The organism is Stenotrophomonas maltophilia group sp. vghtpe118 (assembly GCF_052605195.1).
In genome coordinates this window covers 3,370,864-3,392,639 of sequence record NZ_CP199672.1, presented here as the reverse complement: position 1 = coordinate 3,392,639, position 21,776 = coordinate 3,370,864, and the positions used below count along the sequence as shown (strand labels likewise).

The 21,776-nt window shown below is 68.7% G+C and carries 8 protein-coding genes; 1 reads left to right on the top strand and 7 read right to left on the bottom strand.

Annotation, left to right across the window (positions count from 1 at the left end; genetic code table 11):
* Positions 1-5: 5 nt before the first annotated feature.
* From gspG to purL, 6 genes are all read right to left on the bottom strand, one after another.
* Positions 6-449, bottom strand: coding sequence for a type II secretion system major pseudopilin GspG (gene gspG, locus ACUDTM_RS15410; protein WP_005415225.1), 444 nt, complete (start codon positions 447-449; stop codon positions 6-8).
* 49 nt (positions 450-498) lie between these two features.
* Positions 499-1,719 carry a type II secretion system protein XpsF gene (gene xpsF, locus ACUDTM_RS15405; protein WP_072168883.1) on the bottom strand — a complete coding sequence of 407 codons (1,221 nt, stop codon included), beginning with the start codon at positions 1,717-1,719 and terminating at the stop codon, positions 499-501.
* Positions 1,720-1,743: 24 nt separating this feature from the next.
* Positions 1,744-3,465: a type II secretion system ATPase GspE gene (gene gspE / locus ACUDTM_RS15400; protein WP_445391400.1), complete on the bottom strand. Its 1,722-nt coding sequence runs from the start codon at positions 3,463-3,465 to the stop codon at positions 1,744-1,746.
* 136 nt (positions 3,466-3,601) lie between these two features.
* The gene (locus ACUDTM_RS15395) at positions 3,602-5,455 is read right to left on the bottom strand and encodes a S8 family peptidase (protein ID WP_227838246.1); all 1,854 of its coding nucleotides are present in this window, start codon (positions 5,453-5,455) and stop codon (positions 3,602-3,604) included.
* A 158-nt stretch (positions 5,456-5,613) separates the two neighbouring features.
* The gene (locus tag ACUDTM_RS15390) at positions 5,614-13,521 is read right to left on the bottom strand and encodes an ESPR-type extended signal peptide-containing protein (RefSeq protein WP_445391399.1); all 7,908 of its coding nucleotides are present in this window, start codon (positions 13,519-13,521) and stop codon (positions 5,614-5,616) included.
* A gap of 439 nt (positions 13,522-13,960) precedes the next feature.
* Positions 13,961-17,845, bottom strand: coding sequence for a phosphoribosylformylglycinamidine synthase (gene purL, locus ACUDTM_RS15385; RefSeq protein ID WP_227838239.1), 3,885 nt, complete (start codon positions 17,843-17,845; stop codon positions 13,961-13,963).
* A gap of 829 nt (positions 17,846-18,674) precedes the next feature.
* Here purL and ACUDTM_RS15380 point away from each other — a divergent pair.
* Complete coding sequence (locus tag ACUDTM_RS15380) at positions 18,675-20,774, top strand: glycosyl hydrolase family 18 protein (RefSeq protein ID WP_188241518.1); 2,100 nt, start codon at positions 18,675-18,677, stop codon at positions 20,772-20,774.
* A 121-nt stretch (positions 20,775-20,895) separates the two neighbouring features.
* On the opposite strand, the gene ACUDTM_RS15375 is transcribed toward ACUDTM_RS15380, so the two are convergent.
* Positions 20,896-21,681, bottom strand: coding sequence for a thioredoxin fold domain-containing protein (locus tag ACUDTM_RS15375; protein ID WP_088496901.1), 786 nt, complete (start codon positions 21,679-21,681; stop codon positions 20,896-20,898).
* Positions 21,682-21,776 lie beyond the last annotated feature (95 nt).

Sequence of the window (21,776 nt, the reverse complement as noted above, 5' to 3'; positions counted from 1 at the left end):
CGCGGTTACGGCTGGTAGCGGATGTCAGCGTCGACGCTGCTACCGCCGGCCTTGCCATCCTTGCCCAGGCTGACCAGCTCATAGGGCTGGCCTTCGCCCGGTGCGCGGTATTCCAAGGCGTGGCCCCACGGGTCGTTCAGGTCGGCCGGCTTGGCGTACGGGCCGAGCCAGCCGCCAACACCGGCCGGTGCGGTCACCAGGTCATTGAGCGAGCCGGGCAGCTTGCCGGTGTCGATCTGGTAGTTGTCGATCTTGGACGCCACGGTCTGCACCTGCGCCTTGGCGATGTTGGCCTTGCCACGGTCGGCACCGCCCAGCACGCGGCTGGCGACCAGGGTCAGCACCGCGCCGATCAGCACGATGACGATGATGATTTCCAGCAGGCTCATGCCCGACTGGTTGCGCGCGGCAGTGAAGGAAAGGCGGATCGGTCGGCGACGGGCAATCATGGACGGTCCTTTCAGTTGCGGAGTGTCGGGGTTGCAGGGAGTGCCATCGTCAACCGATGGCATTGGTCAGGTCGTACAGCGGCACCAGCACGGCCACGATCACCGCGCCCACCACCGAGGCCAGCACCAGGGTGATCGCCGGCACCATCGCCGCCAGCAGGCGGTCGATGCGCCGGGCACTATCCTGTTCGAAGGTGTCGGCGGCCTTCAGCAGCATGGTATCGAGGGCGCCGGATTCCTCGCCGACCTGGATCATCTGCAGGGCCAGGCGCGGGAAGCGCTTGCCGCGCGACAGTGCCAGCGACAGGCCGGCACCATTTTTCACTTCATCGGCGGCCACTTCCACATCGGCGGCCAGCGCGCGGTTGCCCAGTACGTTGCGGGCGATGCCCAGTGCGCCCAGCAGGGGCACGCCGTTGCGCAGCAGGGTGCCCAGCGTGCGCGCCAGGCGCGCGGTTTCCAGTTCACCGACGAGACGGCCGATGCCACGGCGCTGCAGCAGCCAGCCATCCAGCGCCAGCCGGAACGCGGGTTGCCGCGCCTTGCGCTCGAAGAACAGCACCACCAGCGCCGGCACCACCAGCAGCAGCACCCACCAGTCGCGCACGAACAGGCCCAGCTGCAGCACCGCATTGGTGAACCACGGCAGCGCCACGTCCAGGCTCTCGTACATCTGCGCGAACTGTGGCACCACATAGCCAAGCAGGAACAGCAGCGCGCCGCCCACCACCACCAACAGGATGGCCGGGTAGACCAGTGCGTTGATGACCTTGCCCTGCAGCGCGCGGCTGCGCTCGAGGTAGTCGGCCAGGCGTTGCAGGGTTTCATGCAGGCTGCCACCGGCTTCGCCGGCGCGCACCATGTTCACGTACAGCCGCGAGAACAGCCCATGCTGGCGTTCCAGCGCGGTGGACAGCGGTGCACCGCCGCGCACCACGTCGCGGATGTCGGTGATCGCGCGGCGCGATCGTTCGTCCTCGGGCAACCCCAGCAGGATCGACAGCGCGCGGTCCAGCGGCTGGCCGGCACCGAGCAGGGTCGCCAGCTGCTGGGTGAACTGCAGCAATGCAGCGCCCTGCAACGGGCGCTGCTGCAGCAGGTTGCGCCAGCTGCTGCCGCCGATCGCGCCGGCGTCGGCCAGCTGCGTCTCCATCGGCAGGTGGCCCTGGTCCTGCAGGCGCGCGATCAGCTCGGCCTCGCTGGCCGCCTCCATCTGCCCGTCGAAGACCTCACCGTGCGGATTGAGCGCCTTGTAGCGGTAGTTCGGCATGTCAGCCCCGGCGTCCTGCACGCATCAGCTTTCCTCGGTCACGCGCAGCACTTCCTCGATGGTGGTCTGTCCGCTCAGCGCCTTGGACAGACCATCCTCGTACATGGTGCGCATGCCGGCTTCGCGGGCGATGCGCTCGATCTCGCCCATGCCATCGCGACGCATCACCGCACGCCGCAGCGCATCGTTCATCACCAGGAATTCCATGATGGTGGTACGCCCCAGGTAGCCGGTCGGCGCCAGCGCCGAGGGCTTCGGGCGGTAAAGGTGGATCGGTCCCTCCGGCTGCAGGCGGCGCAGCTCGAAGCGTTCGATCTCCTCTGGCGAGGCTGCGTAGCGTTCGGTATGGGTCGGCTCCAGCCGGCGCACCAGGCGCTGGGCGAGGATGCCGTTGATGGTCGAGGTGAGCAGGTAATCCTCCACGCCCATGTCGAGCAGGCGGGTGATGCCACCGGCCGCATTGTTGGTGTGCAGGGTGGACAGCACCAGGTGGCCGGTCAATGCCGACTGGATGGCGATGCGCGCGGTTTCCAGGTCGCGCATTTCACCGATCATGATGATGTCCGGATCCTGGCGGACGATGCTGCGCAGCGCGTTGGCGAAATCCAGGCCGATCTGCGGCTTGGCCTGGATCTGGTTGATGCCCTCGATCTGGTATTCGACCGGATCTTCCACCGTGATGATCTTGACGTCGGCGGTGTTGAGCTGGCTCAGCGCGGTGTACAGCGTGGTGGTCTTGCCCGAGCCGGTCGGGCCGGTCACCAGCAGGATGCCGTGCGGCTGTTCCAGTACCTTGCGGAACTGCGGCAGGAAGGCGTCGGTGAAGCCGAGCCGGTGGAAATCGAAGACCACCGTTTCACGGTCCAGCAAGCGCATCACCACGCTTTCGCCATGCGCGGTGGGCACGGTACTCACGCGAAGGTCCAGCTCCTTGCCCTGCACGCGCAGCATGATGCGGCCGTCCTGCGGCAGGCGGCGCTCGGCGATGTTGAGCCGGGCCATGATCTTGATGCGGCTGATCACCGCGGCGGTGAGGTTGGCCGGCGGGCTTTCGCCCTCCACCAGCACGCCATCGACCCGGTAGCGGACCTTCAACCGGCTCTCGAACGGTTCGACATGGATATCCGAAGCGCGCAGTTCCACCGCACGCTGGATCACCAGGTTGACCAGACGGATCACCGGCGCTTCCGAAGCGAGGTCGCGCAGGTGCTCGATATCGTCGACCGCGCCGCCTTCGCCATCGGCGGTTTCCACGATCGCGCCCATCGCGCTGCGGCCCTGGCCGAACCAGCGCTCGACCAGGTCATCGATCTCCGCACGCATGCCCAGCACTGGTGTCACCGGAACCCCCAGCGCCAACTGCACGGCCTGCTGCGGATAGGCATCGTGGGCATCGGCCAGCCACAGACGCACCCCGTGTTCATTCAGCTCCAGCGGGCACACATGGAACTGCTTCAGGAAACGCAGCGACAGCGGCAGTCCCTCGGCCAGCGCCTGCGGCGGGGCCTCCGGCACCTGTTTGCCCTCCAGCAGCGGCAGGCCCAGCACCTCGGCGCTGGCCTGTGCCTGGTCGCGTTCAGACACCAGGCCCAGGCGCACCAGCAGGCCCAGCAGGCTGCCGCCGGCCTCGGCGTGCAGCGGCCGCGCGCGCGCCAGGTCTCCTTCCTTGAGCCGGCCGCGTGCCAGCAGCGCATCCAGGATGCGGCCTTCGGCATCGTCGGTAACGGTTGCAGCGAGCGCGTTCACGTGACTCTCCTGTCAATCGGACCGACTTTAGCAGTTAAGCCATGATTTCCGCCGCCCTGCGGCCAGCTTTCGTAAAAAGACGAAGCCCGTCACACAGGATGACGGGCCTCGGCCGTTCAACTACGACACGTCAGGCTTACTGCGTGGCGAGGATGCTCACGCCGTTGTAGGCCGCTTCGCCCACCACCTTGATGTAGTAGGTGCCTGCCACCGGCTTGTTCACCCGTACCGTTTCGGACGTGCCGGGACGGGTCGACTTGCCATCGTTGTCGCTGGCGCTCGGCTCGCGTCCCTGGGCGATGTAGACCGACACGTTGCCGGTGCCACCGTAGGTGATCACGCTGAGCTGCTTGCCAGCGGCTGCCTCGAAGCTGTACAGGCGGCTGCTGCCGGCCGTACCGTTCAGGCCCCCCACGGCGGCCTTGTTGGTCAGCGGCGTCGCCACCGGCCCGCAGTTCTCGGTGCACGGCTCTTCCAGTGCCTTGGCCAGCGCCGCCTTGGCATCGACGATGCCGGTGCCGATCGGGGTGGCGGTCGGGATGCTGACCGGGAACGGGCGCGCGGTTTCCTTCAGCAGCGCGCGCATCGCGGCGGGGGCCAGCGGATCCTTGCCCTTGGCGATCAGCGCGCTCTGCACCAGTGCAGCGACGGCAGCCACGTGCGGCGAGGCCATCGACGTGCCACCCATGCCCATGTAGCTGTAGCTGCCTGACTCCGGCGTGGTGGCCGCATCGGAACCGGACTGCCAGACGTAGCCGCCCGGATTGCCATCGACGCTGCCGCCACCACCCGGACCGGACAGGTCCACGCGGGTGCCGTAGTTGGAGTAGTAGGTGATGCCGCCGGTGATGCGGGTGGCGCCGACGGTCACTACGCCGTCGCAACTGGCCGGACGGTACTTGGATGCGTTGTCGGTCTCGTTGCCGGCCGCCACGACCACGGTGGTGCCACGCGAGATCGCGCCATTGATCGCATCCTGGTAGGTTCCGTCACAGCTGCCGCTTCCACCCAGGCTCATGTTGATGATCTCGGCCGGGTTGGCATTGGCGGGCACGCCCGCCACGGTGCCGCCGGAGGCCCAGGTGATGGCGTCGGCGATATCGGAAAGGTAGCCACCGCACTTGCCGAGCACGCGGACCGGCAGCACCTTGGCCTTGTGCGCGACACCGGCCATGCCGACGCCGTTGTTGGTCTGCTCGGCCACGGTGCCGGCCACATGGGTACCGTGCCAGGAGCTGTCCTCCGCGACGGAGCCGGTGTAGCACTCATTGTCGTTCTCGACCCAGTCGCCATAGTCCAGCGCGCCCGGCACGCGATCGTTGGTGGCACGGCGCGACGTCTCGGCATCGCTGATGAAGTCGTAGCCTTCCAGCAGGTTGCCGACCAGGTCCGGGTGCTGCGGCAGGATGCCGGTGTCGAGCACGGCCACCACCACGCCCTCGCCCTGCGATACATCCCACGCCGACGGTGCGTTGATGCCACCGGTGGCGTTGTGCAGGTGCCACTGGTACTGCTGGTAGTACGGATCGTTCGGCGCCAGCGCCGGCTGCACGTCACCGGCGCGCAGCTCGGTGCGGCGCAGCTTCACGTCGGCTTCGGCGTACTGCACGGCCGGGTCGGCCTTCAGTTCCTTCAGCACGCGCTGCAGTTCCGCAGGCGCCAGGCGCCCCTGCAGGCGGATCAGGTCGGCACCGACGCCGAGCCTGCGCACGACCTGCGGGCCCAGCGTGCTGGCGCGGGCGGTGCCACCGGACAGGCTGGCGCGGGTCAGCGCGGACTGCACGGTGGACAGCTTGGCCGAACGGTCGCCCGCCGCAGCGGTGCCGGCACGATACTTGACGATGATGCGCTCGGCGCCCGGCTCGGCGGTGCTGGCCTGGCGCACCGGTTCACGGGTCGGCAACCCGGCGGCGTGGACGGCACCCACCGCGGTCATCGACAGCACGGCGGCGGCAAGCACATTGATGCGAAGGTTCTGCTTCTTGATCACGTCGAAATTCCTCTTCTGGGTCATGGATCGAACCAACACTGCGGCCATCATTCCTTGACGACTCCCGGCCGGCCCAGCCGGGATTGCCGTGACCTCCCCCCAGGCCCTCGTTGCAGGTGATGCGCCGGCGTGGGTGGCCGCCGGCGCAGTGGTTTGGCTTACCAGCCGAAACCAGCACCGACGCCAACCGAGCTGTCGTCGCTGCTGAAGGCACCGCCGAAGGTGACCGTGGCGCGATCGCTGATCGCACGCTGGTAGCCCAGCGACAACGCCGACTCGCCGCCCTGGAAACCGATGCCGACGCCGACCCGGTTCTGGGTGCGGATACCGGCGGCACTGGTGGCCATGTTGAGCATCGCCGCGCTCATGGCGCCCTGGCGGTCGATGCGGCGATCCATGTGGCGCAGGCGCCCGTCGATCTCGCCCTTGAACACATCGAAGCTGTCGGCGACGGCCTGCACGCGGCTGTCGGTGTAGCTGTTGGCAGTGGCCATGCCACGGTCCAGCTGGCCCTTGTTGACGGCGTCGGTGGCGGTGGTGCCGGCGGCGACGTTGGTGACCTGGCGTTCGTTGCCTTCGCTACCGACCGACACGGTGTTGGCACGATCGGCAACCGAGCCCTGGCCCAAAGCCACCGCGTTGGCAGCCGTGGCACTGGCGCCCTGGCCGATGGCGGTGGACGAGGCGCCACTGGCCACTGCGCCCTCACCCATGGCGACGGCATTGAAGCCCGTGGCCGGGGTGCCAACCGGAATCCCGGCACCGGCGGCGGCGGCCGTCGGCGTGCCCTGCACGCGTGCGGTGCTGGCCGGTGCCGCGTCGGCGGTGGCCGGTGCGTCGGCGACGCTGGCCAGTGCGCTTTCATCCAGCGAGGCACTCATCGAACGCAGGCTTGCCGTTCCCGAACGCGTGCCTCCGGCGGTGCGGCGATCGATCTCGCTGACCTTGCGGTCCAGCGCACCGAGCGCATCGCCGACGTTGCTGTAGGTGGCGCCCTGGATCACGTAGTTCGGCGCCACGAACACGCCCTGCATGCCGACGCTGGCGCCACCGCCGAGGAAGCTGGCGGCATCACTGAGCGACTGGAACAACTGCCCGCCATTGATCGCCTGGCGGCTGCCGGCGGCGATGCTGCCGGCACCGACGTTGTCGATGGTGGTGCCCTGGAAGCCGGACAGGGTCAGGCGGTCACGGCTGGCGTCGTCATAGCCGACTGCACTGGCCGCCGTGGTCTCGACCGTCGCGATGCGCGAATCGAAATCGCCCACGCGGGTTTCCACTGCGCCCACGCGCTGGTTGGTGACGTTGAGCTGCGAACCGGTGACCGCATCGCTGCTGCCGGCAGCGATGCGGCCGTCGGCCACATTGACGATCCGCCGCGTGGCCGGGCCATCGGTGCCATTGCCACCGCCGACCGACACCACGTTGGCATCGAGCGCACGCGAGCCCGCCCCCAGCGCCACCGAGTTCGCACCGGACGCGCCGGCGCTGTTGCCCAGTGCAAGCGCACCATTGCCAATGGCCATCGCGTTGGCACCCAGCGCATTGCTGCGTGCACCACTGGCACTGGCGGCCGAACCGACCGCAGCGGCATCGCTGCCGCTGGCACTGGCGGTACCCGCACCAGTGGCCTTGACGTAGCGTGCGGTGCCATCGGCGGTCGCCGCGACCGCATCGAGCTGGCCACGATTGACTGCATCGGTGCGCTCGGTACCGGCGGCGACACGGGTGATCTGACGATCACTGGTGCTGCTGCCCACTGACACGGTATTGGCACGATCAGCCACCGAGCCGGCACCCAGTGCGATGCTGCCGGCTGCCGACGCATTGGCGCTGACACCCACTGCGGTGGCATTCGCGCCGGTGGCCTTGCTGCCGTAGCCGACCGCCGTACCAAGCCGGCCACTGGCTTCGGCATAGCTGCCCAGCGCGGAGGCACCGTCAGCCGAGGCGTTGGCGCGGAAGCCGCTGGCCTGCGACTGCGTGCCGCTGGCCGTGGCCTGCGCACCACTGGCGGTGCTGTAGGCACCCTTGGCCTGGGCACCGGTGCCGCTGGCGCTGGCACCGAGTTCGCTGGCGCTGGCGCCGCTGCCCACCGCCACGCTGTCGACACCACTGGCCTGTGCGTTGTTGCCCAGAGCCGCGGCGTTGTTGCCGGTGGCCAGGGCATCGACGCCGATGGCGGTGGCGTTGACGGCCATGGCGTTGGCTCCGCTGCCCAGCGCGGTGGCGCCGTTGCCGACGGCGTTGGCCGCGTTGCCGGCGGCCAGTGCGTTGTCGCCGTCGACCAGGGCACCGGCTTCGCCATCGGCGTTGCCGCTGGCCTGGAACTGCCGGGCAGTCCTGTCGGCAACGCTGGCAACCGCGTCCAGCTGGCCCTTGTTCACCGCGTCGGTGGCCTCGGTGCCGGCTGCGACATGGGTCACCTGGCGTTCGCCGCCCGCGGTGCCCACGGCCACGGTATTGTCGCGCTCGGCCTTGGAGCCGGCGCCCAGCGCCACGCTGTTCAACCCACTGGCGGTGGCACTGGCGCCCAGTGCCGTGGCATCTGCCGCATCCGCCCACGAATTCCAGCCGATCGCGGTGGCGTAATCTTCGGTCGCCCACGCACCCGCACCGAATGCCGCTGCACCGGTGCCGCTGGCACGCGACGGGATCAGGCCGAAGAAGGTGCTGCCACCGATGGCCACGCTCTCAGCGCCACTGGCTTCGCTGGACTGGCCGACCGCAACGGCACCGCTACCGGCCGCGGCGGCGCCGAAGCCCACTGCCGTGGTGTTGGCACCGCTGGCCGCCGAGCCATAGCCCAACGCGGTCCCGAGGCGACCGCTGGCTTCAGCATAGCCACCGACCGCGGTGGTGCCATCGGCGGAGGCGGCACTGCGGAAGCCACTGGCCAGTGCCTGCGTGCCGCTGGCGTTGGATTCGGTGCCGGTCGCGGTGCTGTACGCACCACTGGCCTGTGCACGCGCACCCGCGGCGCTGGCACCCAGCTCGCTGGCGCTGGCGCCGGTACCGAGCGCAAGGCTGTCTTCGCCGGTGGCCTGTGCGGTACTGCCGAGTGCTGCGGCGTTGTTGCCGGTGGCCAGCGCATCGATGCCGACCGCCGTGGCGTTGGCCGCCAGTGCATTGGCGCCGCTGCCGAGTGCGGTGGCACCGTTGCCGATGGCGTTGGCCGCATCACCGGCCGCCAGCGCGTTATCGCCCTCGACCAGGGCGCCGGTTTCACCATCGGCGTTGCCACTGGCCTGGAACTGCCTGCTGGTCTTTTCCGCTGCAGCCGCTACGGCGTCGAGCTGGTTCTTGTTGACCGCATCAGTGCCCTGCGTGCCATCGGCCACGTTGGTGATCTGGCGGGTATTGCCACCACCGCCCACCGACACGGTGTTGTCGCGGTCCGCGATCGAATCGGCGCCCAGCGCCACGCTGTTGGCCGCGCGCGATTCGGCGGCGTTGCCCAGTGCGGTGCTGTTGATGCCACCGGACCAGGCGCCACCACCGACGGCGGTGGAGTAATTGCCCGATGCTTCGGTGGCCAGCACGCCGAACAGCGAACCGCCGACGGCGACGCTGTTGGTGCCGGTGGCCAGGCTGCCCTGGCCGGTGGCGGTGCTGTAGGCACCCGACGCCTCGGAGTCGCCGCCCAGCGCCACGCTGTTGGAACCGGAGGCATTGGCGAAGTTGCCGAAGGCGGTGGCATTGAACGCCGAGGCCTGCGCATAGCCACCGATGGCGGTGCTGTAGCCACCGGTCGCTTCTGCGCCGATGCCGAACGCTGCCGACGCGGTGCCGCTGGCGACGCTCTCGCTGCCGACCGCGGTGGCGCCGCTGCCGCTGGCGTTGCTGAAGTAGCCCACCGCCACGGCTTCCTCGCCGGAGGCTTCGGACAACACACCGTTGGCGGTACTACCGGCACCACTGGCGATGCTGGCGGCACCGAACGCTGCGCTCTGCTCGCCGCTGGCTTCGCTTTCCGCACCCTGCGCGGTGGCGTACTCACCGGTCGCCTGGGCGTTGGCACCGACGGCGCTGGCGTTGGCGGCGCTGGCCAGCGCGTTGAAACCGATCGCCTGCGCGTTGTTGGCCAGCGCGTTGGCACCACTGCCGAGCGCGGTGGCGCCGTTGCCGATGGCGTTGGCCGCATCACCGGCAGCCAGCGCGTTGTCACCCTCCACCAGCGCACCGGCTACGTCGTCGCCGCTGCCACTGGCCTGGAAGAAGCGGCTGGTGGTGGTGGCGGTACTCGCGACCGCATCCAGCTGTGCCTTGTTCACCGCGTCCGTGGCTTGGGTACCGGCAGCGACGTTGGTGATCTGCCGCTCGTTGCCACTGCTGCCCACCGACACCGTGCGTGCACGGCTGGCAACCGAACCGGCACCGAGCGCGACAGCATTGCTGGCGCTGGCGTTGCTGCCGGCGCCCAACGCAATCGCACTTTCACCGCCGGCCACCGTATTGGTGCCGATGGCAATGCTGTTGAGGCTGTTGCCCAACGCCTGGAAGCCCAGTGCCACGCTGTTGTCGCCATAACCGAATGCGCCGCGACCGACGGCGGTGGAGCTGGTGCCGTTGGCCCAGCTGTTGTAACCGATGGAGGTCGCACCACTGCCACTGGCCCAGGCCGCGTTGCCGAATGCCGAGGCATTGGTGGCGGTGGCCCACGCACCCGAACCGAACGCTGCTGCGCCACTGGCCGTCGCCCAGCTGTAACCACCGACAGCGGTGCTGTCATCGCTGCTGGCGAAGGCGCTGTCACCGACCGCAACGGCATAGCTGCCGGTGGCGCGCGACTTGCCGCCGGCCGCGAAGCTGTTGTCGCCACTGGCCTTGGCGGCATTGCCGAACGCGCCGCTGGCAGCCCCGGTGGCCTGTGCACCGCTGCCGACCGCCGTGGCATCGGCGGCCGCCGTGGTGCCCACCTGCTGCGCCTTGCCGTCGGCGCCGATGATCGGCTGGTTGTACTCATCGTAGGCCTGCCCGAGGCCACCGATGGCAACACCGCCGTTACCGGTGGCGCTGCTGTTGCGACCCACCGCCACGCTGTCATCACCGATCGCCGACGCGGCAGCGCCATGTGCAACCGCGCCGGCGCCAATCGCATTGCTCGACGAACCGGCCGCGACCGCGCCTTCGCCCTCGGCGAACGCACCGGCATCACTGCCCGCTTCGGGCTGTGCCTGGAAGAAGCGCGCGGTGCCGTCGGCGGTGCTTGCCACAGCGTCCAGCTGCGCCTTGTTCACCGCATCCGTCGCCTGCGTACCCGCGGCCACGCTGACGATCTGGCGTTCATTGCCATTGGTGCCCACGGCCACCGTATTGGCCCGATTGGAGCCCGAATAGGCGCCCAGCGCGACACTGTTTTCGGCGCCAGCGGTGGCGTAGTAACCGATGGCCGTGCTGTCCTTGCCGATGGCCCAGGTCTGCGCGCCCAGTGCACTGGCGTTGTCGCCTGCGGCATAAGCGAAGTAACCCAGCGCGGTGGATTCCGCGCCCACTGCTTCCGTGAAGCTGCCGTTGGCCAACGAGCGGTCACCACTGGCGACCGCACCGCCGCCTACCGCGGTGGAGGACACACCGCTGGCCCGCGTCTGCACATACAGGCCCATGCCCGGCACGATGTCGGCCGGGCCACCGATGGCGACGCTGCCGGCGCCGGTGGCGCTGCTCTGCGTTCCCAGGGCGGTAGCGTTGCTGCCACTGGCGGTGGCCGCCGCGCCGAACGCCGCGCTGCCCTGCCCCGAAGCCAGCGCACTGCTGCCGACGGCGGTGGCGCTCTGCGCGATGGCAACGGCGCCCGCTCCCAGTGCACTGCTGCCATTGCCGATCGCGTTGGCCGCCTCGCCGGCGGCCAGCGCATCTTCGCCTTCGGCCAGCGCACCGGCCTCACTGTTGCTGCTGCCGGTGGCCTGGAAGTGCTTGGCGGTGGCATCGGCCACGGCAGAGACGCCCTTCAACTGGGCCAGATTGACCGCATCGGTGGCTTCACTGCCCGCGGCAACGCTGGTGATCTGCCGCTCGTTGCCTGCGCTGCCGACCGCCACACTGTTGGCGCGGACCGCTTCGGAGTTCGCGCCCAGTGCAACGCTGTTGGCACCGCGTGCGGTAGCGTAATACCCGACAGAGGTACTCTGCGCGCCGCTGGCCCAGGTCTGCGCACCGAGCGCGCTGGCATTCTCACCCGGGGCGTAAGCGAAGTAGCCGACGGCGGTGGATTCCGCACCGGACGCTTCGGTCAGGCTGCCGTTGGCCACCGCACGATCACCGCTGGCGATGGCACCGGCGCCGACGGCCGTCGCCGCTTCGCCGCTGGCCTGGGTCTGCACGAAGAAGCCAAGGCCCGGAATCAGGTCGGCCGGGCCACCGATGGCGACGCTGCTGGTACCGGTGGCGGTGCTCTGCGTACCCAGTGCGGTGGAGTAGTCACCGATGGCATTGGCGACCGCACCGAATGCGGACGACTGCGCACCGGCGGCATACGCGCCAACGCCGTAGGACGACGCCGCAAATCCACTGGCTTCGGCACTGGCACCGACTGCAGTGCCACCGACGCCTGCGCTGGTGGCGCCGGTTTCGACCGGCACGCCACCACTGGTGATCAGCGGATTGCCATCGGCATCCACTGCAGCACCACCGACGGCGACGCTGCCCGGGCCGTTCGCCTGTGCGTTGTTGCCGAACGCGGCGCTGTTCTGACCTGACGCCAGTGCGTTGTTGCCGACGGCGGTGGCGTTCTGCGCAACGGCCGTGGCACCGGCACCCACGGCGGTGGTGCCATTGCCGATGGCGTTGGCCGCCTCGCCGGCCGCCAGTGCCTCGTCACCTTCGGCCAGCGCGCCCGCATCGCTGTTGCGGCTGCCGGTGGCCTGGAAGTGCTTGGCGGTGGCATCGGCCACGGCGGCCACGTCCTTCAACTGGCCGACATTGACCGCGTCGGTATCTTCAGTGCCCGCAGCGACGCTGGTGATCTGCCGGGTCAGGCCATATTCGGCGGCGCCGACAGAGACAGTATCGACGCGGTCGGCCAGCGAGCCGGCGCCGAGCGCCACGCTGCCCGTGGCAACCGCCGCCGAGTTTGACCCCAGCGCGGCGCTGTACTCACCCACGGCGGTGCTGAACGCACCCACCGCGATCGATGCTTCATTGGCGGCGGTGGCGCCGCGGCCCAGTGCGGTACTGCCCGGGCCCATCGCCACGGCACCGCCACCCACGGCAGTGGCGCCATCGGCAGTGGCTTCGGACAACGCGCCCAAGGCGGTGGCCGCGCCATTCTCGCTTGCGGCATAGGCACTGGCGCCGACGGCGGTGTCACCAAGACCGAACGCGGCAGCACTCTGCCCGACCACCACGCTGGCGTCACCGATTGCCAATGCGCCCTGGCCGAACGCGCTGGCGCCCAGGCCGGCAGCAATCGCCTGGGTACCGATGGCGGTGGTGGCATTGGCCAACGACTGCGCACCGGCGCCCGCTGCAACCGCGCCCTGCCCGTCGATCTTCGCCGCGTCGCTGTCATCACCTGCGCCATCGGCCTTGAAATAGCGGTTTCCATCTGCGGCGACGTCCGCCAGCGCGGCCTGCGTGGCGCGTGCCTGCGCATCCAGCTGTGACTTGTTCACCGCATCGGTGGCCTGGGTGCCTGCAGCCACGTTGGTGATCTGCCGTTCCTTGCCGGCATCGCCAACGGACACCGTGTTGGCGCGGTTGGCCCTGGAGCCTGCGCCCAGCGCCACGCTGTTGGCGGCAGTGGCGCTGCTGTTGCTGCCGATCGCCACCGCGTTGCTGCCCTTGGCACTGGCGGAGCCTTCCACCAGGCATTTTTCCAGCAGCTTGCCGCTGAATGCCACGCAGGTGGCGCTGCCGCCGATCTGCACCGACTGCGCAGCGGCGTAACCGCTCATGCCCAATCCCAATACCAGGCCCAGTGCCACCGCCAACAGCGCGGGCGTGGCTGGTGTCGTATCGCGGCGCTGGTCGACAACACCACCGCTGCTGTCGGAGGAGGCCAGTTCCGAGGCCACCACCAACTGACCCAATGCTTTGTTCCAGACCTTGCGATAAATCCGATTCATCGGTACGGCTCCTGATTGGACTGGTTTTGGGCAAAGCAACGCCACCGCCGGGCCTTGTGGCCCAACGTCCCCTGGGGGCGTTTATTCGCGTGATTTACTGCGGGGTATTGCCGAACGGCGCGCAGCGACAGAAAACCGAGCGCGTGCGCCGAGCGGTTACTGCGGAATGAATGGTTCTGAAACGGGGTTCAAGTGTTAACGGCAACTTTGCAGATCGTCAAGACTTTGACACGACAAATGCTATTGCCGTGAAGCAGTTCACCATTTCACGTGTTTATAAAAGTATTTTGTTAGGTACACGTGACGGACCGCTGGCGCATGAAAACCGATGTAACTAGCGGGCGCGACAAGGGTTTCACGCGTGCAAAGAAAAACCCGCCGACGAAGCGGCGGGTTTTTCCATACGCGGTGGCATTGCGGCCTGCGCGGAACGATGCGATCAGCCGCACCACACCCGCGCGTTGCGGAACATGCGCATCCACGGCGAATCACCCTGCCATTCCGCCGGTGCCCAGCTCAGGTTGAGCGCGCGCGGGGTACGTTCCGGGTGCGGCATCATGATGGTGACGCGGCCGTCGCTGCTGGTCAGGCCGGTGATGCCGTCCGGCGAACCGTTCGGGTTCAGCGGGTACTGGCTGGCCACCTTGCCATTGCCATCGATGTAGCGCAGCGAGACACGTGCAGCAGCCTGGTCGACGGCATTGTCGAACACGGCCTGGCCTTCACCATGCGCCACCGCCACCTGCAGGCGCGAGCCGGCCATGCCACGCAGCAGGATCGACGGCGATTCCACCACTTCCAGCAGCGCGGTGCGGGCTTCGAACTGCTCGCTGGCGTTGCGACGGAACTGCGGCCAGTGCTCGGCACCCGGAATGATGTTCTTCAGCTGGCTCATCATCTGGCAGCCGTTGCATACGCCCAGCGCGAAGCTGTCTTCGCGCGCGAAGAACGCGGCGAAGGCATCACGCAGTGCGCTGCGCTCCAGGATCGAGGTGGCCCAGCCACGGCCGGCACCGAGCACGTCGCCATAGCTGAAGCCACCACAGGCCACCAGGCCGGTGAAATCCTGCAGGGCCACGCGGCCTTCAATCAGGTCGCTCATGTGCACGTCGAAGGCGCGGAAGCCGGCGCGTTCGAAGGCGTTGGCCATTTCGATCTGGCCGTTGACGCCCTGCTCGCGCAGCACCGCCACGCGCGGACGCGCTCCGGTGCTGATGAACGGTGCGGCCACGTCTTCGTTGAGGTCGAAGCTGAGCTTCGGCTTCAGGCCCGGTGCGTTGAAGGCACGCGCGACCTCGCGCTCGGCATCGGCGTTGGCCGGGTTGTCGCGGCGCTTCTGCATCGCGTGGGTGACCGACCACCAGGCGTCGAACAAGGCCTCCCAGCGCCACTCGGCCAGGTTCTCGCCGCCCAGCGACACGCGCACCACCGGTGCCGTGGTCGGCTTGGCGATGCGCTGCGCGCATTCGGTCAATGCATGGCGTTCGACCAGGTCGGCAAACGCGGCGCGGTCTTCGCGTGCGATCTGAACCACCGCACCCAGTTCTTCGTTGAACAGGCTGCGGAACGGATCATCGCCCCAGGCATCGAGGGTGATGTCCAGGCCCAGGCGCGAGGTAAACGCCATTTCGCACAGCGCGGCGAAGGCACCACCGTCGCTGCGGTCGTGGTAGGCCAGCAGCAGGCCGGACTGGCGTGCATCGCGGATCAGTTCGAAGAAACCCCGCAGGCGCTGCGGATCATCCAGGTCCGGGGCGGCGCCGGCGAAGGCCGGCAGGTCGCCGTGGTCGGCATGCACCTGGGCCAGGATCGACCCCCCCAGGCGCTGCTTGCCGGCACCGAGGCCGATCAGCCACAGCTCGCTGTCCACCTCCCGGTCGAGCAGCGGGGTCAACTGCTGGCGCACGTCGGCGACCGGCGCGAACGCCGAGATCACCAGCGACACCGGCGACACGCTCTTGTGCGCTTCGCCCTGGTCGTGCCACTGCGCCTGCATCGACAGCGAGTCCTTGCCCACCGGGATGCTGATGTCCAGCTGCGGGCAGAGTTCCATGCCCACCGCCTTCACCGCGTCGTACAGCAGCGCGTCTTCGCCGGGGTGACCGGCTGCAGCCATCCAGTTCGCCGACAGTTTGATCTCATCCAGCGCATCGACCGGGGCCGCGCACAGGTTGGTCAGCGCTTCGCCCACCGCCATGCGTGCCGAAGCAGCGGCATCGAGCAGGGCCAGCGGGGTGCGCTCGCCGATCGACATCGCTTCGCCAGCCACGCCATCGAAGTCGGCCAGGGTGATCGCCACGTCGGCCACCGGCAGCTGCCACGGGCCGACCATCTGTTCGCGCGCGGTCAGGCCGCCGACGCTGCGGTCACCAATGGTGACCAGGAAGTTCTTCGAAGCGACCGTCGGGTGCGCGAGCACGCGCAGGCCGGCTTCCTGCAGGTCCAGGCCACCGGTCTTCAGCGCCGGCCAGCGCGGTGCCGGCGGATGCGCGGTGTCGCGATGCATCTTCGGCGGCTTGCCGAACAGCACGTCCATCGGCAGGTCGATCGGTGCATCGGCCGGGGTGTGGCCCGGCACGGCGCCGTAAGCCACCACCAGGTGTTCCTCGGCGGTGGCCACGCCGACGGCCGCGAAGGGGCAGCGTTCGCGGGCGCACAGCGCGGCGAACTCGGCCAGGCGCTCCTGGGCCACGCCCAGCACGTAGCGTTCCTGCGACTCGTTGCACCACAGCTGCATCGGTGACAGCGACGGATCATCGGTGGGCACCTTGCCCAGGTCGATGACACCACCGACGTTCGAGTCGTGCAGCAGTTCGGGGATGGCGTTGGACAGGCCACCGGCGCCGACGTCGTGGAAGAACTTGATCGGGTTGTTGGCGCCCATCGCCACGCAGCGGTCGATGACCTCCTGGCAGCGGCGCTCCATTTCCGGGTTGTCGCGCTGCACGCTGGCGAAGTCCAGGTCCTCGGCGCTTTCACCGGAGGCCACCGAACTGGCCGCACCGCCGCCCAGGCCGATCAGCATCGCCGGGCCACCCAGCACGATCACCGCATCACCGGCCTGCAGCGGGATCTTGTCGACCTGCACGCGATCGATCGCACCGAGGCCACCGGCCAGCATGATCGGCTTGTCGTAGGCGCGCACCAGGTCGGCGCCTTCCGGCAGCTCGAAGCTGCGGAAGTAGCCGAGCAGGTTCGGGCGGCCGAACTCGTTGTTGAACGCGGCGCCGCCGAGCGGGCCGTCGGTCATGATTTCCAGCGCCGGTGCCATGCGCGGGTTCAGCGCGCGCGGCGCCTCCCACGGCTGCGGCAATTCCGGAATGCGCAGGTGCGAGACCGAGAAGCCGGTCAGGCCTGCCTTGGGCTTGCCGCCACGGCCGGTCGCGCCTTCGTCGCGGATCTCGCCACCCGCGCCGGTCGAAGCGCCCGGGAACGGTGCGATCGCGGTCGGGTGGTTGTGGGTTTCCACCTTGATCTGGAAGGCACTGGGCACCTGCGCTTCGCGGCGGTATTCGCCACTGGCCGGATCGGGACGGTAGCGCGACGCCGGATGGCCTTCGATCACTGCAGCGTTGTCGCTGTACGCGCTGAGCGTGTGCTGCGGGGTCTGCTGGTGGGTGTTCTTGATCATCCGGAACAGCGAGCGGTCCTGTTCCTGGCCATCGATGGTCCAGCTGGCGTTGAAGATCTTGTGGCGGCAGTGCTCGGAATTGGCCTGCGCGAACATCATCAGTTCCACGTCCGACGGCGAGCGGCCCAGCGCGGTGAAGCGTTCACGCAGGTAGTCGATCTCGTCCTGGGCCATGGCCAGGCCGAGGCGCTGGTTGGCGGCCTCCAGCTGGTCCACCGGCACGCGTTCCAGCTCGCCACGGGCCGGCGCCGAGAACAGCGCCTGGCCCTGCTCCACGGTCTCCAGCACCGACTGCGTCATCGGGTCGTGCAGCGCCTTGACCAGCGCCTGCTGCACGGCGGCATCAGCCGGCCAGCCCTGCACGTCGATACGCAGGCCACGCTCGACCCGGCTGACCGGCTGGCCGGCACCGCGGACCAGTTCGGTGGCCTTGCTCGACCAGGGCGACAGCGTGCCCAGGCGCGGCACCACGATGCGGCTGACCGCGCCGTCGGCCACGGCCTCGGCCTGCGGCGCCGCTTCGAGGATGCGGCACAGCGTGATCAGGTCGGGAGCGGCGCTGCCTTCGGGCTGCACGAAGTAGACGTGCCAGGCACCGCTGATGCGCAGGGAGGGAGCGATGGACTGCAGGCGGGATTCAAGACGTTCGCGGCGGAACGGCGACAGGGCGGGCGCGCCCTCGAGGACCATCATGTCCGGGGAACCGTAGTTGGGAAACGGGCCCGACATTGTACCGGAAGCAGGGGGATGGCTTTGGCCGGGCGGCGCCCGGCACCTGCCGAGGCCACGGCAACGACAACGGCAACGGCAACGGCCCAAGCAAAAGCTGGGTTCCCGTGGGATGGCGGGGTGGTGGGGGCCAGCAGGACACGCCGTAAACCCGTCCATGGGGGCTCGATGGCGCCATCCATGGCGCCAACGGTCCTGCTGGCCCCCACCACCCCGCCTTCGACAGATTTCCGCGATCTGCGGTAAATCCACGCCATGGGTGGATGCTCTGCGGTAGTGCCGGCCGCTGGCCGGCATCCAGGGAACATCAGAAGTCAGGCATTGAAGAGCGCAGCGACCGGCTTTTGCCTTTGTTTTTTTCTTCCGTCTTTCGTGGCTGGCCGCGCAGGAACCTGTCCGTGGCCGGGCGGGTGGGCTCAGGCGGGGTGTCCGCGGCATGGATGCCGCGGCCAAGCCCCCATGGACGGGTTTACGGCGTCCCCGCCTGAGCCCACCCGCCCGGCCAACCCCCAGAAATCCGCTATTAGCAGCAAGCCCCAGCCACGAGGGGGCTCCGCCGATGGCCGCCGACCGCGCGCAGCGCCGTTTCCCGCCCAAATCCTCGAACCATGCGCTTGCTCACGGATTGACCACGCAATTGATGACAACGTTGTCCCCACCTGGTGCCGGACTCTCTCCCCGGCCTCCCAGGTGCCTCCGTCCGGCCCCTCCGTCGCCTTCCCGGGCGATGCCCGGACCTGCGTCACGCGCGGCGCCATCGGGGCCCGCGCGCCCTTTGATCGGAGACTCACCCATGTACGACCCGATTGTGCGCAGTGCCGAACGTTCGACCCGAAGCTGTCGTCCCCGCCACCTGGCCTGGGTGCTTGCCCTGGCCGCCGGCAGCGCCGCCCTGCCCGGCCTGGCGCAGGCTGCCAGCTGTGCCGGCGTGGCCCAGTGGGACCAGGCCAAGATCTACCGGGCCGGCGATACCCTGCAGAAAGGAGGCGTCCTCTATCGGGCGAACCAGGACATCTGGAACGCGCCGCCGGACCATCCGGCCGGTGCGCCCTACTACACCAACCTCGGTGCCTGCGATGGCACCGGCACCAACCAGCCGCCGGTGGTCAGCCTGACCTCGCCGGCCAACGGCGCCACCTTCAGCGCCGGCAGCACGGTCAACGTGACCGCCACCGCCAGCGATCCGGACGGCAGCGTCGCCAAGGTCGAATTCTTCCGCGACGGCAGCACGCTCGGCGTGGCCACCAGTGCGCCGTATGCAGCCAGCTGGACCAATGCCAGCGCCGGCAGCCACACCCTGCGCGCGGTCGCCACCGACAACAACAACGCCACCGCCAGCACGGCGACGATCACCATCACCGTCAACGCCGCCAGCGGCGACACCACCGCACCGAGCGTGCCGGGCGGGCTGGCGGTCGGTGCCCGTACCGCCAACAGCATCGCGCTCAGCTGGAGTCCTTCCACCGACAACACCGGTGGCAGTGGCCTGGCCGGCTATGACGTGTACCGCAACGGCAGCCTGGTCGGTTCGCCGTCCAGTGCCAGCTATGTCGACGGCGGGCTGACCGCGTCGACCACCTACCGTTACCGCGTGCGGGCGCGCGACAACGCCGGCAACGCATCGGCGCAGGGCACCGAGATCAGCGCCACCACGCTGGCCGGCGACGGCGGCACCACCGGCAAGCGGGTCATCGGTTACTTCACCCAGTGGGGCATCTACGGCCGCAACTACCGGGTCAAGAACATCGACAGCAGCGGTTCGGCGGCGCGCCTGACCCACATCAACTACGCGTTCGGCAACGTGCGCAACAACCGCTGCGAAGTCGGCATCACCCAGCCGTCGGATCCGAACAGCGGTGCCGGTGGCGATGCCTTCGCCGACTACACCAAGGCCTTCAGTGCCGCCGAGAGTGTCAGCGGCAGCGCCGATACCTGGGACCAGCCGCTGCGCGGCAACTGGAACCAGCTCAAGCAGCTCAAGGCCAAGTACCCGAACCTGAAGGTACTGATCTCGCTGGGTGGCTGGACCTGGTCGCGCGGCTTCTCCAGCGCGGCGCGCCCGGAAAACCGGCAGGCCTTCGTTGCCTCGTGCATCGACGCGTACATCAAGGGCAACCTGCCGGTGACCGACGGTGCCGGCGGCGCCGGTGCGGCGCTGGGCGTGTTCGACGGCATCGACATCGACTGGGAATACCCGGTGGCCTGCGGCATCGAATGCGGCAAGCCGGAAGACAACGCCAACTTCACCGCGCTGATGGCCGAGTTCCGCCGCCAGCTCGATGCGGTGCGTCCGGGCCTGTTGCTGACGGTGGCGGTGGGTGCCGGCATCGACAAGATCCGCGTCACCGATCCGGCGGCGTACCACCCGTACCTGGACTACATCAACGTGATGACCTACGACTTCCACGGCGCGTGGGATGCGAGGACCAATCACCAGTCGGCGCTGTTCGATTCGCCGAATGATCCGTCCACCGGCGACCAGAAGCTGTACAACAGCAACGACGCCATCGAGGCCTTCATCAGCCGTGGCGTGCCCGCCGCCAAGCTCAACCTGGGCATTGGCTACTACGGGCGTGGCTGGACCGGCGTGGCCAATGCCAACAACGGCCTGTACCAGACCGCCAGCGGTGCTGCCCCGGGCACGTATGAAGCCGGCATCGAGGACTGGAAGGTGCTGAAGAACCTGGCGTGGCCGGGCTACACCGACAACACCGCCGGTGCCACCTGGATCTACAACGGCAGCACGCTGTGGAGCTTCGACACCCCGGCCAACATCACCCGCAAGATGGGTTACGTGAAGACCCAGGGCCTGGGCGGCGCGTTCGTCTGGGAGTTCAGCGGTGACGATGCGCAGGGCACGCTGACCAAGGCAGTCAGTGATGGCCTGAAATAAGGCAAAAGCCGGGGGCGCATTTTGCGCCCCCGGCCTCTGATCTGTGGCGCCGAGCCCATGCTCGGCTGATGGTTGCGCAGCCGAGCATGGGCTCGGCGCTACAGGAAAAGGTCAACGGCGATCAGCGCTTGGCCGACAGCTTTTCCAACGCCGCACGCAGCTGTGCCGGCGGCAGGTACCCCCCCAGCTGGGTGCCGTCCGGCGCGAAGATCGCCGGCGTACCATTCACGCCCAGCTGCTGGCCCAGCGCGTACTGCATCGCCACCGGATTGGTGCAGTTCTTGGCGGGAACGTTGCCGCCGCGCTTGGCGTTGGTCAGCGCCTGGCGACGATCCGCTGCACACCAGACCGAAATCATGTCGGTGTAGTCCTTGCTGCCCAGGCCCATGCGCGGGAACGCCAGGTACTCGACGGTGATGCCGTTGCGGTTGAGCTCGGCGATGTCCTGGTGCAGCTTGCGGCAGTAACCGCACTCGATGTCGGTGAACACGCTGATGGTGTACTTGGCGTTCGGCGCGGCGAACACGATGCGATCGCCGTGGTTGGCCTTGGCCAGCAGGCCGCGGCGATAGCCGAGCAGGCCTTCGCTGTTGGCCGGGCCCTTGGCGCGGGTGTCGTAGGGCTGAGACTGGAACAGATAGCGGCCGTCATCGGACACATACAGAAGCTGGCCTGAAACGACGACCTCGCGGAAGCCGGGGAAAGGCGCGGCGCCAATGTAGTCCACCTGGAAACCGGGGTTCAACGCGGTCAGTGCGGCGCGTACCGCCTGGTCGGCGGGCGCATTCGCGGCCGGACTGGCCTTGGCCGCAGCGGCGGCGGGTGCCTTGGCGGCCGGTGGAGCCGGCTGGGCGCAGGCGGTCAGGCTGAGCGCACCGAACACGGCGGCGATGGCAAATCGGAGCATGGAGCGGTCCGCGACAGAAGAAGACCCCGGATTCTGACACAGCCACCGCGACCGGGCGGCGACGGCCGGCAGCGCCCCGGGCAGCGATTCAGCCC